This window comes from Bartonella machadoae, from assembly GCF_022559585.1.
In the GTDB taxonomy this organism is placed as follows: Bacteria; Pseudomonadota; Alphaproteobacteria; order Rhizobiales; family Rhizobiaceae; genus Bartonella; species Bartonella machadoae.
This window is the reverse complement of the sequence record NZ_CP087114.1, coordinates 2539746-2555109: the sequence shown is the minus strand read 5'-3', so window position 1 is coordinate 2555109 and position 15364 is coordinate 2539746. Positions and strand designations below refer to the sequence as shown.

16 protein-coding genes are annotated in these 15364 nt (G+C 37.0%); 7 read left to right on the top strand and 9 right to left on the bottom strand.

What is annotated here, in order from left to right:
* Positions 1 to 6 precede the first annotated feature (6 nt).
* The 3 genes from lptB to lptC form a co-directional block, all read right to left on the bottom strand.
* The gene (lptB, locus tag LNM86_RS12145; RefSeq protein WP_241437869.1) at positions 7 to 801 is read right to left on the bottom strand and encodes an LPS export ABC transporter ATP-binding protein; all 795 of its coding nucleotides are present in this window, start codon (positions 799 to 801) and stop codon (positions 7 to 9) included.
* A 6-nt stretch (positions 802 to 807) separates the two neighbouring features.
* Complete coding sequence (locus LNM86_RS12140; protein ID WP_241437868.1) at positions 808 to 1416, bottom strand: LptA/OstA family protein; 609 nt, start codon at positions 1414 to 1416, stop codon at positions 808 to 810.
* Between the two features lie 79 nt (positions 1417 to 1495).
* Entirely contained in the window at positions 1496 to 2137 is a 642-nt protein-coding gene (gene lptC, locus LNM86_RS12135) for an LPS export ABC transporter periplasmic protein LptC (protein WP_241437867.1), read from the bottom strand.
* A 197-nt stretch (positions 2138 to 2334) separates the two neighbouring features.
* Between lptC and LNM86_RS12130 the strand changes: the two genes are divergently transcribed.
* The 7 genes from LNM86_RS12130 (at position 2335) to LNM86_RS12100 (ending at position 8306) form a co-directional block, all read left to right on the top strand.
* Positions 2335 to 2613 (top strand): integration host factor subunit beta, encoded by a 279-nt coding sequence (locus tag LNM86_RS12130; protein WP_241437866.1) that lies wholly within the window; start codon positions 2335 to 2337, stop codon positions 2611 to 2613.
* Between the two features lie 9 nt (positions 2614 to 2622).
* On the top strand, positions 2623 to 2919 hold the full coding sequence (locus tag LNM86_RS12125) for a lipopolysaccharide assembly protein LapA domain-containing protein (protein WP_241437865.1): 297 nt from the start codon (positions 2623 to 2625) through the stop codon (positions 2917 to 2919).
* Positions 2920 to 3100: 181 nt separating this feature from the next.
* Positions 3101 to 4033, top strand: a complete 933-nt coding sequence (locus LNM86_RS12120) for a class I SAM-dependent methyltransferase (RefSeq protein ID WP_241437864.1) — start codon at positions 3101 to 3103, stop codon at positions 4031 to 4033.
* Positions 4034 to 4035: 2 nt separating this feature from the next.
* On the top strand, positions 4036 to 4863 hold the full coding sequence (locus LNM86_RS12115; protein ID WP_241437863.1) for a TrmH family RNA methyltransferase: 828 nt from the start codon (positions 4036 to 4038) through the stop codon (positions 4861 to 4863).
* Between the two features lie 16 nt (positions 4864 to 4879).
* Positions 4880 to 5383, top strand: coding sequence for a signal peptidase II (lspA, locus tag LNM86_RS12110; protein ID WP_241437862.1), 504 nt, complete (start codon positions 4880 to 4882; stop codon positions 5381 to 5383).
* Between the two features lie 1156 nt (positions 5384 to 6539).
* A complete protein-coding gene (locus LNM86_RS12105; protein ID WP_241437861.1) occupies positions 6540 to 7313 on the top strand; it encodes a Bax inhibitor-1/YccA family protein in 774 nt (257 codons plus the stop codon).
* A gap of 111 nt (positions 7314 to 7424) precedes the next feature.
* Complete coding sequence (locus LNM86_RS12100; protein WP_241437860.1) at positions 7425 to 8306, top strand: endonuclease/exonuclease/phosphatase family protein; 882 nt, start codon at positions 7425 to 7427, stop codon at positions 8304 to 8306.
* Here the strand turns inward: LNM86_RS12100 and polA are convergent.
* From polA to LNM86_RS12070, 6 genes are all read right to left on the bottom strand, one after another.
* On the bottom strand, positions 8303 to 11224 hold the full coding sequence (gene polA / locus LNM86_RS12095) for a DNA polymerase I (protein WP_241437859.1): 2922 nt from the start codon (positions 11222 to 11224) through the stop codon (positions 8303 to 8305). The genes LNM86_RS12100 and polA overlap by 4 nt on opposite strands.
* A gap of 325 nt (positions 11225 to 11549) precedes the next feature.
* A complete protein-coding gene (dnaQ, locus tag LNM86_RS12090; RefSeq protein WP_241437858.1) occupies positions 11550 to 12257 on the bottom strand; it encodes a DNA polymerase III subunit epsilon in 708 nt (235 codons plus the stop codon).
* Positions 12258 to 12261: 4 nt separating this feature from the next.
* On the bottom strand, positions 12262 to 12849 hold the full coding sequence (gene coaE, locus LNM86_RS12085) for a dephospho-CoA kinase (protein WP_241437857.1): 588 nt from the start codon (positions 12847 to 12849) through the stop codon (positions 12262 to 12264).
* On the bottom strand, positions 12846 to 13727 hold the full coding sequence (locus tag LNM86_RS12080; RefSeq protein WP_241437856.1) for a shikimate dehydrogenase: 882 nt from the start codon (positions 13725 to 13727) through the stop codon (positions 12846 to 12848). Before LNM86_RS12080 ends, coaE begins: the two co-directional genes overlap by 4 nt.
* A complete protein-coding gene (locus LNM86_RS12075; protein ID WP_241437855.1) occupies positions 13720 to 14316 on the bottom strand; it encodes a Maf family nucleotide pyrophosphatase in 597 nt (198 codons plus the stop codon). The genes LNM86_RS12080 and LNM86_RS12075 overlap by 8 nt, the downstream gene beginning before the upstream one ends.
* Positions 14317 to 14321: 5 nt before the next feature.
* A complete protein-coding gene (locus tag LNM86_RS12070) occupies positions 14322 to 15146 on the bottom strand; it encodes a pyruvate, water dikinase regulatory protein (protein ID WP_241437854.1) in 825 nt (274 codons plus the stop codon).
* Positions 15147 to 15364 lie beyond the last annotated feature (218 nt).

Genomic DNA, 15364 nt, shown 5'->3' with positions numbered 1-15364 from the left:
GCAAAATCAAAGAGAAAACTGATTTCCCAAATAAATTCTGCGTACATCAGCGTTGTTGATAATATCGTTAGGACGACCGTGAACTAACACACGTCCCGCGTGAATGATATAAGCACGGTCGACAAGACCTAATGTTTCGCGCACGTTGTGATCCGTTATCAAAACACCAATTCCACGCTGCGTCAAATAACGAATAAGCTGTTGAATATCAAAAATGGCTATAGGATCAATTCCTGCAAACGGTTCGTCAAGTAACATAAAATGAGGGCGAGAAGCTAGTGCTCGTGCAATTTCAAGCCGTCGACGCTCTCCCCCTGATAAAGAGAGAGCTGGCATCTTGCGTAAATGATCAATTTTAAATTCATGTAAAAGGCTATCTAACTCTTCACGCCGTTTGAGACGATCTTTTTCGACACATTCCAAAACAGCTTTAATGTTATCTTCTACTGAAAGACCGCGAAAAATCGATGCTTCTTGCGGAAGATATCCTATACCTAAACGCGCACGTCTATACATCGGTAGATGGGTAATATCAAATCCATCAATTTTAATGGATCCTCCATCCGATTTAATAAGTCCCGTAACCATATAAAAACACGTTGTCTTGCCCGCACCATTGGGACCTAGAATGCCAACAGATTCCCCTGTACGAATGCCAAAAGAAACACCATTGACAACCTGCCTTCCACGGTAAACTTTCATCAAATGACTAGCAATGAGGGTTCCCTTTAAGCGCTTTCTTAAAGTTTCACTGGCAAGATCATGTTTGTCCGTCTGCTTTTTTCTTTTGATTCCAAACATGAAACCTTAATGGCCATCCTTTTGACTTTGTTTTAAAATAATAGAAACACGGCCTTTTTTCTCAGATGTCTCACATCCTTCTAGAAAAGCCTTTCCGCTTTCCATATTCGCTGTTAATTTGCATCCTGTTGCTACATTATCACCGTCAGTTAATGTGACATTCCTTCCTGTCAAACGCATTGTTTTTGATTTACTATCAAAAACACCCTTATCACCTGTTGCGATTTGTGTAGCAATTTTTATATAAACTTTTCCTAAAGCTTCCATTTTCCTAATACCCGTCGAGCCAAACCACGCAGGTGAAGATGTCTTTGTGTCTTCTTGATCCTTATAGGCAGCTTTATGTGCTTTATTGTAGTAAACAACTAATTTTGCCGTTCGTAGAATACGTTCACCTTGAACAACCGAAACATCACCATTAAAGAGTGCTATCCCTTCTTTATCACGTATTTCTAAAGAATTTGCATAGAGTTCTACTGGTTTTTTATCATTTGATAAATGAATTCCAAAATATGCACCTTCAGCATATCCCAAAACCATTCCAAACTCTAACATTCCCAAGCCTAAAGCCAAAGAAAAACCTATCCACTTTTTGTATGATTCCCTCGGCTTCATCCCATCATCCCTCATTTTTCTGTCAAACACACATACTTTTCTTTCATAACAACCACTGCAAATTTGTATTGAAACTCTCTTATTGCTTGTCAAGCACCAAATGCACACCACCATGAAAGTACATGTTTTGCCCTTTTTCTCGAATCTGCAAAGCATTTGCGATAAGATGAAAACCTGCGCGTTGAATATTAACAGGTTGATCTGTGTTTAACTGCCCTTCAGACAAATTAATCTTTGCTGCCATAAATTGTACGCTCATCCCATCATTTGTTGTAATCGTGAAGGGCTTATCCAACTGTAAAAAACCATTAATATTATCGTAAACGCCCCCTTGTGCATCAAGAAAAACCCGTCTTTGCTTGCCCATAAGCGCTTCAGCTGTAATATTTTGCAAATTAATCACTCCGGAGCGGGTACGATCTTGGAATGCCTTCTCTGCTTTTAGCCAATAAGGTTCATGAGAACGTGTATAACCTTCTAATTTGGGATTGAGCATCGTCAATTTCATTATCTCTGCCTCTTCATTTAAAGAAGCAGGATCAGAAGAAACCGGTGCTAAGAAAAATGTAAACCAACAGAAAATGAGTGCCGCAACCAGCGCCAAAAGAGGTAAAAAAAATTTTAACAGACTAATGAAACGCGAATGGCGAGAGGCTTTTTTAAAAACATCCCCAAAGGATGATTTTGTTAAAACGTCTTCATAATGATCGTTTACGGACATACTACCTTAATCTCTTAAATGCTCCGTGCTTTTACAACCTGTATACCCCCTATAAGATGTATTTTCAAATTTTGTTTCTTGCAATTTGTTTTTTCTTAGTTTTATTTTGCTTTTGACCATTTATATGTTGTAATATGCGTGTATGAAATGCACAATTATAAAAATATAAAAACCTTTTATATGAAAGCGAGGCTATTTTGGTAAAATCAGAGCTTGTGCAAATTATCGCCCGTCAAAACCCACATCTTTTTCAACGTGATGTGGAAAATATTGTGAACGCTATTTTTGAGGAAATTTCAACAGCACTTGAGAATGGTAATCGTGTTGAACTTCGCGGTTTTGGAGCTTTTTCTGTTAAGAGCCGTTCAGCCCGTAACGGTCGCAATCCACGAACAGGTGAAGCTGTTGTCGTTGAAGAAAAATGGATTCCTTTTTTCAAAACTGGAAAGGAATTGCGTGATCGGCTTAATCAATGAGTAAAATTTATGACAATTAAACATACCCTTTCAGCTATTGCTTTGCTGATTCCTACAGCCATTTTAGTTGCTTTTATCATAGCAAATCGTCAGATGGTTGCATTAACGCTTGATCCTTTTTGGTCAAATTCTGAAAGTTTTACTTATCACGCTCCTTTTTCTATATGGCTCTTTCTTTTCTTTGGTTTTGGTATTTTATTAGGAAGCCTCATGAATTGGTTTGCGTATCATAAATGCAAAAAAGCTCTTAAAAAAAGCAAAGCCGAACTCGAGAAATTGAAAAAATCGATTACAGATATGGTGTAATGTTATTTTAGAGAAATTGATTTCCGACTGTGTTCAATACAGAGTTACAATACAGAATGAGAAGTGTCTTTCTCTTTTTCTCTATACATGCTTTAATTGGCTTTAAGCCTTTGCAATCTTGCGAGAAATTTAAAAGCCTTGTAACACCCATTTTTTTAATACCTGTATTGTAATACCGAATATGTTTGCACAATATTTTCAAATGCACCACAGCGATAAATATCCGCAGGAAAAGTTACCTCTTATTTTAGAAACAGGTGTAAGCGCAGATTATGCTCTCATTGACTCTGGGAATGGACAAAAATTAGAGCGTTATGGAGACTACCATATTATTCGTCCTGAAGGTCAGGCATTATGGAAACCCGCTTTATCACAAAAACATTGGGATGATGTTGATGCTCTTTTTACTGGCAATAGAGAAGAAGAAGGCGTTGGTCGTTGGCATTTTCCCAAAAAACCACTGGGTGAAACTTGGCCCCTTGCTTGGAATGGACTGTCTTTTTTAGGTCGTTTTACTTCCTTTCGTCATGTAGGGGTCTTTCCTGAACAAGATGCCCATTGGCGTTTTATGGAAGAACAAATTGTTAAAACTCAACGTCCGGTTAAAATGCTAAACCTTTTTGGCTATACAGGGATTGCTTCTTTGATTGGTGCGCGCGCAGGTGCAAATGTTACACATGTTGATGCCTCTAAAAAAGCCATTGCTTGGGCAAAAGCCAATCAAGAAACAGCGGGATTGTTAGATCATCCGATTCGTTGGATTTGTGATGATGCTGTAAAATTTGTCGAACGTGAACTGCGGCGTAAAAAAACTTACGATATGATTCTTCTTGATCCTCCTGCATATGGGCGTGGTCCTCATGGTGAAATTTGGCAACTGTTCGACCATTTACCGGCTATGATCACAAACTGTCGTAAACTTCTCTCTGATAACCCTCTTTCTATTGTCCTTACAGCTTATTCTATTCGTGCTTCTTTCTATGCGCTTCATGCTTTAATGCGTGATGAATTGACAAATCTTGGTGGCACAGTCGAATCAGGAGAGTTGATCTTGCGTGAAGAAGCCGCTGGACGCGCCCTTTCTACTTCTCTTTTTAGTCGTTGGATTGCCTGAATATGTCTCTACAAAAAACTGGTAAGGTTAAAGAAATTACCTCCCTTAGCAATCCCATTATTAAAAATCTTCGAGCGCTCAACCAAAAGAAAAATCGGAATCAAGAAGGTCTTTTCATGACTGAGGGACTAAAATTGGTGATTGATGCTCTCAATCTCGGTTGGACAATACAGACACTTATTTTTTCTAAAAGCATCATCGGGAATACCACTATCGAAAACACTGCGGCACACACTGTGGCCAATGGTGGTTTTGTCATTAAAGCTTCACAAAAGGTGATGGAATCCATTACCCGCCGCGATAATCCACAAACAGTGATTGGTATTTTTAAACAACAGTGGCAACCACTTGAAACAATACAAGAACAAATCGAAGATGTTTATGTTGCCCTTGATCGGGTGCGTGATCCTGGAAATCTTGGTACCATTATTCGCACAGCTGATGCTGTAGGAGCTAAAGGCGTTATTCTAATAGGTGAGACAACAGACCCCTTCTCACCCGAAACAGTACGAGCAACTATGGGATCAATTTTTGCTATACCTCTTTATCGCTGTGATGAAAACACCTTTGTAAAATGGTCTAAAAATTTAAAAGCTATGGTTGTTGGCACACATCTTAAAGGTTCTACCGATTATCGGAAAATTAACTTCAAAAATGGTCCTATTATTCTTCTCATGGGAAACGAAAAACAAGGATTATCCGATATTCTTACGAATCGTTGTAATAAACTCGCACGCATTCCACAAAGTGGACGCGCCGATTCTCTTAATCTAGCGATAGCAACGGCCCTTATGCTTTATGAAATCCGCCGTCCTTATTTAACACTGTAACATGTGAGGCCAAAATATGAACCGCAAATCTCTGCTTTTTTTTCTCCTTGGTTTAGCATTTACAGTAGCAATTGACCAAGCAGTCAAATACTGGGTTATGCACAATATGCTCCTAAGAACAGAAAAACCTCTTCTTCCTTTCCTTTCCCTTTATCATGTGCGCAATTCTGGTATTGCATTTTCGTTTTTTTCTTCTTTTTCTCATTGGGGGCTTATTGCCATTACATTTGCTGTTCTTCTTTTCCTTTTCTGGCTCTGGAAAAATACTGAATATCATAAATTTTTAACGCGTTTTGGTCTCACTCTTATCATTGGAGGAGCCATTGGCAATCTTATTGACCGTATCCGCTTTCATCACGTCACGGATTATATACTTTTTCATATCGATGATATTTTTTATTTTGCTATTTTCAATCTTGCCGATAGTTTTATTACTCTCGGTGTTATAGCTATACTTTTTGAAGAATTGCGTACTTGGATAAAAACAAAACGTCATTCTCATCATACATTTTCTGAATAAAAGCCGTTTATTTCCTCAAAATAATGGTATTTATTCGGATAACAAATTGATTTATAATGATAATTTGTTGTTTTGCCTGTCGAATGAGACCCTCGAATATTGTAAGATTCTCTCAATTCAAATCCCCTTATGTTGAATCAATCAAAACGATGTTTCTGCACATCATAAGCGGGGTTGGTGTGTGGGTAGAAAACCGCTTAGAAAGGAGCAAAAATGCCTCTTATGAATCGTCTCAATACCAAGGACTGTTGTAACATTGGGGGCTAGAAAATATTATGATGGTACCGATTTGCTCCTTCATAAGCGTAAAGATGGTGGTACATAATGGATTTACTGGTATATCCTTCACGGGTAGTGGTGTGAAATGGGCTTGGGTACCTTCAAAAATGTCTCTTTGATATGTTGCGTAAGACACTGAATATCTTTCTGTCTTACGTTTTGGAAATCTTACTGTTTCTCATAAAAATTTTATAAAAAACTCTGTTTTTTATTTTAATATCTCTATCTTGAGAGCATCAAATGTGCCCTCTTTGTTTCTAAAATAGCATTTTCTTACTTATTCCCTCTGTAGTTTTAGAGCTACAACCGTTCTATTTAGAGATTCGCCATTTATTGCTCTTTTTGCATATTTTTTAATAGATTCAAAGCGTTAATGCCTATGGTTTTGAAATACAAAATAGTGTTCAAGAACAGATGATTTGGCATTTGTCTAAAATGCTGTAAAAAAATCCAATAGACCTCTGGTAAACTGTACAAGTGTAATATTGTAAGATGAAAATATAATGACTGAGACTCTTTTCATCTTCATAAATGCAAAAATTGTTATGCCTCATGAATTTTACATTACATCATTGAGATGAGAAACTCTAAACGCATATTTTAATACTTTTCCTTGCACAAAATATCACAAAAAAGACACAATATTTTACCTAGAATACGCCTTTCCCTTACCAATTTGTAAGGTTTCTTTTTAATGAAAATCTCTTGTAATTTTAAAATAAATCCCCATAATAAGGGGAGGTATGCTGGAATTTCATCAGCGGCGCCTGGGGTTGTTTGTATAGGTAAAGTGAGAATTTATACAAGGCTTTTGTTGTAGCAGTATGAGTTTTTAACCCCGTCATCTGATGAAACATATGCTAAAGGACTTTATATCATGGCTGATTTTAAAAATTTACGTTCGGCGTCTGTTTCCCATGCCGATGCATCAATTGATCAAGGATTGCGCAGCTATATGCTGGGCGTTTATAATACAATGACTATTGGATTGCTTATTACAGCTGCTGCTGCTTACGCAATTGCATCATTAGCAACAACAACAGATATGAGCCAAGCAGCCGCTCAAATTAGTAGCAGTATTTATTTAACTCCCTTTGGAGTAACATTTTATACATCACCTCTTTCCTACATTGTTATGTTTGCACCACTTGTCGCGGTATTATTTCTCAGTTTTAAAATTAATACACTGAGTACAAGTGCTGCTCGTAGTCTCTTTTTTGGCTATGCTGCCCTTGTTGGACTTTCATTGTCCTCCATTACTTTGCGTTATACGACAGAAAGTGTTGTACAAACTTTTGTTATTACCGCTGCAGCCTTTGGTGCTCTTTCACTTTATGGTTATACAACAAAGCGTGATCTTACAGCGATAGGTTCATTCCTCTTCATGGGGTTGATTGGTTTAATGCTTGCTATGATTGTGAATATCTTTCTTGGATCAAGTGCTTTGCAATTTGCTATCTCTGTGATTGGCGTGTTAATTTTTGCTGGTTTAACAGCTTACGATACGCAAAATATTAAATTAATGTATTATGAAGGAGATGGTGTTGACACCAAAGGTCGTAAAGTGATTATGGGTGCCCTCAGTCTTTATCTTGATTTCATAAATATGTTTGTTTTCTTACTACAGTTTCTTGGCTCAAACCGTGACTGATTGTAATACCATAACTTAATTAAAGAACCTTGTTTCTTTTGGAGAGGCAAGGTTCTTTCGTTTTTAATACCAGCATTTATTCTTTACCTCTTAGGTAATCTTACCCATAAAATGATAAAGATGCCTTATAAGCAGAAACTTCCCTGGTTCACAGCATTTATTCAGAAAAAGCTTCATGGCTCTCTTTTAAAAGCACTCCACAACCGTTCTTATTATAGGTCAGATAGAAACAACAAAAACAACCATTATGATCTTACTGTTGCTTCTTATAATGTTCATAAATGCATAGGTGTTGATAAGGTTTTTAACCCTACTCGTATTGTAAACGTTATTGCCGAATTGCAAATAGATATCCTCGCCCTTCAAGAAGTTGATAAACGTTTTGGTGAACGCGTAGGCTTAATTGATCTTCAACTGTTAAAAAACAAAACAGGACTGATTCGAGTGCCTTTGAATCCCATGTCACCTTACGGTCATGGCTGGCATGGTAATGCTCTCTTTGTGCGAAAAGGACGTGTCCGTGATATCTTACAAGTCACTCTTCCCGGTATTGAACCACGTGGCGCTGTCATTGTAGAATTGGAGATGGATGATGCCTGCTTTATTCGTATTATTGCTGCTCATTTTGGATTATTACGCCATTCCCGTAACCAACAAACAAAGACACTTCTTGCACTTTTACAAAAACGCCCTCTTATGCCCACACTCATCATTGGAGATTTTAATGAATGGCGAATGGGAAAAGGCTCGTCTTTAAATCATTTCTCTCCTTATTTTGACAGCACACTTAGAACTGTGCCAAGCTTTCCTTCTCGCTTTCCTTTTCTCGCTCTTGATAGAATTTTTGCTTTTCCTCATCAATTGGTGACAAATATTGAGAACCATTCTTCACCACTTGCACGCATTGCCTCAGATCATTTGCCTATCAAAGCTTATCTTGATCTCGCCAATGCAATGACACTTCTTAAAAACAAAATAAGTGGAAAAAATTAATGTGCTTCATCCCAATTTTGTGCAACCATTACCTTTACTTCAAGTGGTACAGACAAAGAAAGGACCGGCATTGTAGCATTTTCCATAACTTTTTTAACAACAGCCATGGTTTTTTCACTCTCATTTTCCGGTATTTCAAAAATCAATTCATCATGTACCTGTAGCAACATTTTTGCTGACAGTTTTTCTTTTTCCAAAGCATCTTCCATTTGAATCATGGCACGGCGAATAATATCTGCCGCTGATCCTTGAATCGGTGCATTGATAGCTGCCCGTTCATTAAAAGCACGCACCTGTGAGTTCGCTGCTTTTATTTCTGGATAATGGATACGTCGTCCAAAAATTGTTTCTACATAACCATTTTGACGCGCAAATTCTTTCGTCGCCTCCATATAGTCTTTAATGCCTGGAAACCGTTCAAAATAAAGTTGAATATAACGACTTGCTTCTTGTCGCGAAAGTCCCAACTGATTGGCTAAACCAAAAGCTGAAATACCATAAATAATGCCAAAATTAATCGCTTTTGCACGTCTGCGTATATCTGAATGCATATCCTCTATCGCAACACCAAACATCTGCGATGCTGTAATAGCGTGAATATCCTTACCTTGTGCAAAAGCTTCTTTTAATGCCGTAATGTTGGCTATATGGGCAAGAATACGCAATTCAATCTGGCTATAATCAGCCGATAGGAGCATATGCCCTTTTGGAGCAATAAAAGCTGCTCGTATTTTCCGTCCTTCTGTTGTTCGTACTGGAATATTTTGTAAATTAGGGTCCGATGATGATAAACGTCCCGTTGATGTTATTGCTAAAGAATAATTCGTATGAATACGCCCTGTTTTGGGCAAAATGTAAGAAGGCAAAGCATCTGTATAAGTAGATTTTAGTTTTGCAAGTTGACGCCAATCAATAATTTTACGGGGCAAAAGATGACCATCAGCAGCCAATTCTTCCAAGGCTTGAGCAGAGGTCGACCATTGACCACCTTTGGTTTTAGTGCCTCCAGGCAAACCCATCTTGCCAAAGAGGATATCACCTAATTGTTTTGGTGAGGCAAGATTAAACTTTTCACCAGCTAACTGATATATTTCTTCTTCTAGAACAAAAGCAGCTTGGGCTAATTCTCCTGAAAGACGCAATAAAATCTGCCTATCAACCAGAATCCCACGTTCTTCCATTCTAGCAAGAACTTCTATCAGTGGACGATCAAGCCGTTCATAAATTTTTGTCATTCTTTGCGCTACAAGCTGTGGATTTAAAACTTGCCATAAACGAAGCGTTACATCAGCATCCTCAGCAGCATAAAGGGTTGCCTGTTTTAAATCTACTTGTGCAAAAGAAGTAATTTTTTTCCCATTATATGTTAAATCCTTGTAAGCAATCGGTTTATGTCCAAGCCAACGCTGCGATAAATCATCCATATTATGTGTTAAAGTTCCAGCATCTAAAGCATATGACAAAAGCATGGTGTCATCAAACGAGCGTATCACAATGCCATGTTGTTTCATCACCAACCAATCATACTTTATATTCTGACCAATTTTTAACACTGCTTGATTCTCTAATATCGGTTTTAAAAGTGCTAAAGCTTTTTGTGTTTCAATCTGTTCAACGATACGCCCTCCCCCTAAAAGATCATCTCCCCCTTCAATGTGTTCAAGAGGAACATAGGCTGCTTTTTGCGGCTGTAATGCTAATGAAAAACCAACAAGCTTTGCTTGCATAGGATCAAGTGACGTTGTTTCAGTATCAAAAGCGAAAAAACCTTGCTCTTGTGCTTCTGACAACCATTCTTGCAAAGCTTCTTCATCAAGAATAGTCGTGTAAGCATCCCTTGTAATTTTTTGAGTTAGCGCTTGATCTTTACGTGTCTGTGCTAAAAATTGTGGAGAGTTTTCAGAAAAATTAAGAGATTCTCTTTCAGCTTTCTCAATATCTTTGTCCAATCCTTGTTCTTTGTTCAACCCTTGTGTAGAATTATCCCACTCAACATCTATATCGAGTGCATCAATAACTGCTGCATTACATGCTGTTGCCTCTGCTACACGACGTGTTAATGTTGTAAATTCCATAGCTTTAAGAAAAGCGATTAAACGCGGACCATCTTGCGGTTCTAAAATAAAATCATCTAAATTATCGTTGATAGGCACATCTGTTTTAAGCCGAACCAATTCACGAGAAATCTGTACCTGCTCACTATAGGCTTGAATATTCTCACGTCGTTTTGTTTGCTTAACTTCTGATACACGCTGCAACAAAAGATCAAGACTACCAAATTGATCTAACAATTGGGCTGCAATTTTGGGGCCAATACCAGGAATACCAGGGATATTATCTGTTGGATCTCCTATCAAAGCTTGTAAATCAACCATTTTTTCAGGTGTAACACCCCATTTTTCTACAACTTCAGAAACACCAATATGCTTATCTTTCATTCCATCATACAGGGATACGTGCCCATTGACCAATTGCATAAGATCTTTGTCAGAAGAAATAATCGTTGTTTTTGCTCCAATCTTTGTTGCCAGTTGTGCATAGGTAGCAATCAAATCATCCGCTTCAAATCCTTCCTTTTCAATACAAGGTAAATTAAAAGCCTTTGTCGCTTGGCGTATTAAAGAAAATTGAGGAATAAGATCTTCAGGAGGAGTCTCTCGATTCGCTTTATATTGTGGATAAATTTGTTTGCGAAATGTATCAGATGAATAATCAAAAATAACAGCAAAATGCGTTGGAACAACGCCTGTAGCTGTATTTCGTGCATCACAGAGCAATTTCCACAACATATTACAAAAACCAGCGACAGCTCCTACAGGAAGCCCATCCTTTTTGCGCTTTAAAGGCGGCAAAGCATAGTAAGCACGGAAAATATAACCCGATCCATCAACCAAAAAAAGATGATCTGTTGCTTTCATGACAAATTCATTTTCTCCATTTCAATCAAAAAATAATGCACTTTTATACATTTTTTTACTCTGCATTTAAAAATTTATCGAGTTGCCTCTAAAAAGCCATTTTTTCTTTTCATAAAGCATGAGTTCGTTGCATTATTTGAGTACCTAGAGCTTTTCTTTGCTGTTACAGGATATAATAGCTTTCATTTTGCTCCTCCTATGATAGCTGAGGTACAATGTAGCGACTTGGTCGTTGTGGTGTTCCCCTCCCCACAACGACCTTATTTTTGGAGATTTTGTTCTTTCAAGTTTTTTAAAGAGTCTTCTCAGAAAAAAGAGAGAAAAATTATTCAGGAATTTTGAAGTCATTCCACAAAGCCTTTTCACCCATTTTATTAATAAAATCAGTATGCATCCTTCTTTCCTGTACGCTTAATCTTGAAGGTAAAGCCTGTGGACGGGATTTCACTGCGTAGAGAGTGTCTTTGTCATTCTGAGTATTTTCATCAACACCCCCTTTGTTATTAAAACCCAATACACCCTGTTTTCCACCAATAAGTTCAATATAAACATCGGCGAGAATTTCCGCATCAAGCAAAGCACCATGAAGAACACGATGGCTATTATCAATTCCAAAACGTTTGCATAAAACATCCAAAGAATTTGGGCCCATAGGAAATTTACGCCGTGCCATAGCCAATGTATCAAGAATATTATCAACACTGATAAGCGGTTTATTTACTCGGCTTAATTCTGCATTAAGAAAGCCAATATCAAAACTCGCATTATGTGCAATCATCATTGCACCATTGATAAATTCCAAAAATTCATCAACAATATCGCTAAAACTTTTTTCATTCTTCAAACGTTCATTGGTCAATCCATGAATTGCTACAACTTCATCAGGAATAATAACACCTTGTGGATTCAAATAAACGTGGAATTGACGTCCTGTAAGATAACGATCAACCATCTCCACACAACCGATTTCAATTATGCGGTCTTTCTCTTTATCTAAACCCGTTGTTTCTGTATCAAAAATAATCTCACGCATAACTTCAGTTCTTTAGTAAATTTTTTATCACGTTTAAAACTTGTTGACGTGTATTCTCTAAATCTTTTCCTGTATCAATGACAAAATGAGCACGTTCTTGTTTTTTTTCATCGGATATTTGCCTCGCATTAATAAAAGAAAATTTTTTTTCATTCATATTTTTGCGAATCATAGCACGCTGTTTTTGTATTGCTGATGGTGCAGAAACAACAACAACACTGTCTACACGTTTTTCACCATTTGTTTCAAAAAGAAGTGGAATATCAAGAACAACTAATTTTTCTCCCCGTTGGCGGGCTATATTAATAAACTCTTTCTCTTTCTTTTGTACCAAAGGATGAATTATTTTTTCTAATGTTTGTAATTTTTTATGATCTTTAATCAAAATCTCAGAAAGCTTTGCACGATTAACTTTATCATTTTCGATAACACTAGGAAATGCACGCGCTATGAGTGATAAGGTTGGTTCACTCTTATAAAGTTGATGTACTGCATCGTCAGCACTAAAAACGGAAATACCAGCTTGTCTAAAAAAATCAGCAACTGTTGATTTTCCCATAGCGATTGATCCGGTCAATCCTATAATTTTCATCCTATCTCTTCACCCATATCCTTTAAAATTGCTGTTCGTAGTTCCTTTGTTACCTGTGGCCTTATTCCAAACCACCGTTCAAAACCAGGAACAGCTTGATGTAAAAGCATACCAAGTCCATCTACTATCCTTAAACCACACGTTTTCGCTTGTTGTAAAAAAGGCGTTATCAATGGTGTATAAACAATATCTGTTACTAATGCAGTTGTCTTTGCTTTATGAAAATCACAAAAGAAAGAATCACTTTTTTTTTCATGGGAGTTTGTTATACCTACCGAAGTCGTATTAACAATTAAATCAGCTTGGTAAAGTACTTCATCAGAACAATACCAATTATGAACCTCAACAGGTTTCCCGAAATGCTCGGCTAAATCATCAGCACGTTGTTTTGTACGATTAAGCAATAAAATCCGTTCAAATCCACGTTTTTTTAAAGCATATAAGATCGCGCGGGCAGCACCGCCCGCACCAAAAACAAGTGCTGTTTCACCCCCCCACCCAGGGGCAAAATCATCAAGATTGGCACTAAAACCATAGGCATCACTATTGGTTGCACAAAGTTTATTTCCTTCATACCATAGTGTATTAACAGCACCAATTATCGCTGCTACATTGTCTTTATAATCTGCCAAATGAAAAGCTTCTTGTTTATAGGGTAAAGTAACATTTCCCCCACAAAAACCTCTTCTCTGTATAGATGTAAAAAAATCCGCAAATTTTCCAAGAGCTACTTCCTGAGCCAAATATTCACCTTGCAAATCATATTGTTTAAGCCAAAAATTGTGTATTTTTGGCGATTTTGAATGGTGAATAGGTGTACCAACAACAAAAGCACGTGGAAAAATTGTTTTTTTACACTTTGTTGTCACATCAATCATCAATAACCCCTAAATGCCGTAATTTTATTAATAAAGGCAATAAAGGTAAACCAATAATAGTAAAAAAATCTCCATCAATTTTTTCAAAAAGTTGGATTCCTTCCCCTTCAATTTGATACACTCCCACACTGTTTAAAACATCTATCCCAACACGTGCTAAATAATATTCAATAAACTCTGATGAAAGAGAACGGACTGTCATATGTGCACTAAAGGCTTCACTCCAAATTTCTTGACCATTTTGAAATAAAGCCACTGCACTGTGAAGGGAATGTGTCTTTCCTGATAAATCACGTAAACGTTGATGTGCTTGCTCTTTATTTGTAGCTTTATGAAAAACTTGTCCTTCTAAATCAAGCACTTGATCACAACCAATGACTAAAGCATTAGGAAAGCGATCAGAAACATTTTTTGCTTTTGCACTTGCAAGAAAACAACTCAATTTTTTAGGATCTTTTGTTTCTGCTGTTTTTTCTATTTCTCTTTCATCAAAGGAAGCGCCTTCAATGAAAAAGTTTAAACCTGCTTTTTTCAATAATTGTGCACGATAAGAACTAAGAGATGCTAATATTAACGTATTTTCTATCATTTTTTTCATTTTCCTTCACGGAATCGTGACAAAAGTTCAAATATAGCAGCAGCTGTTTCTTCAATAGAGCGTCTTGTGACATCAATAATAGGCCAACCAAAACGTTCACAAATGCGTTTTGCATAGGTCAATTCTTCAGCTATGCTGATTCTATCCGTGTAGCTTTCAATGGTAGAACATTCTCCCAAATCTCGATTTTGACGAACATGTGAGATTCTTTCAGCTGAAGCTATTAAACCAACAATCAAAGCATTTTTTGCTTCTAAAACGGCTTCTGGTAAATCAATCCCCGGAATAAGAGGGATGTTCGCTGTTTTTATTCCCCGATTTGCTAAATAAATACTGGTCGGTGTTTTAGAGGTTCTTGAAATTCCTACAAGTATCACATCTGCACCTGATAAATTATTAGAAGACTGTCCATCATCATGCTCTATTGTAAAATCCAATGCATCAATACGACGAAAGTAATCTGCATTGAGATCATGCTGCGCACTCGCGCGTAAATTTGTTGGCGTTCCAAGATAAGACTGAAAAGCATCGAGAACAGGATGTAATATGTCAATATAGGGAACTTTTATTTGTTCACATCTTCTTCTAAGAAGCAGTTTAATTTTTTTATCAATAATTGTGTAAAGAACAATACCAGGTTCTTGTTGTATCTCATCAAGAGCTCTTTGCAACTGTGTTTCATTACGAATCATAGGATAGATATGCTTTGTGGCATGACACATCGTGTATTGTGATGCAACCGCTCTTCCAACAGAGATTAATGTTTCTCCTGTTGCATCAGAAAGCATATGTAAATGAAAGGATTTTTTTTCTTTTGTCACAAAAATTTTAACTCCTTGTTAACAGATGTGTATATATAATCGCTTTTTTTTGTAAGATTAAAATTTAGCGAAAAATTTCTCTTTTTATACACAAATTGAATAGTTGTGATAATTGAATTTCCTCTTATATTAAAATAACGGGGATAATGCCTTTAAGGTCATGTTATAAATGTTTTTTTTTCTTTTACATTTGTGTATAAAATTGAGGATAAAAAAGT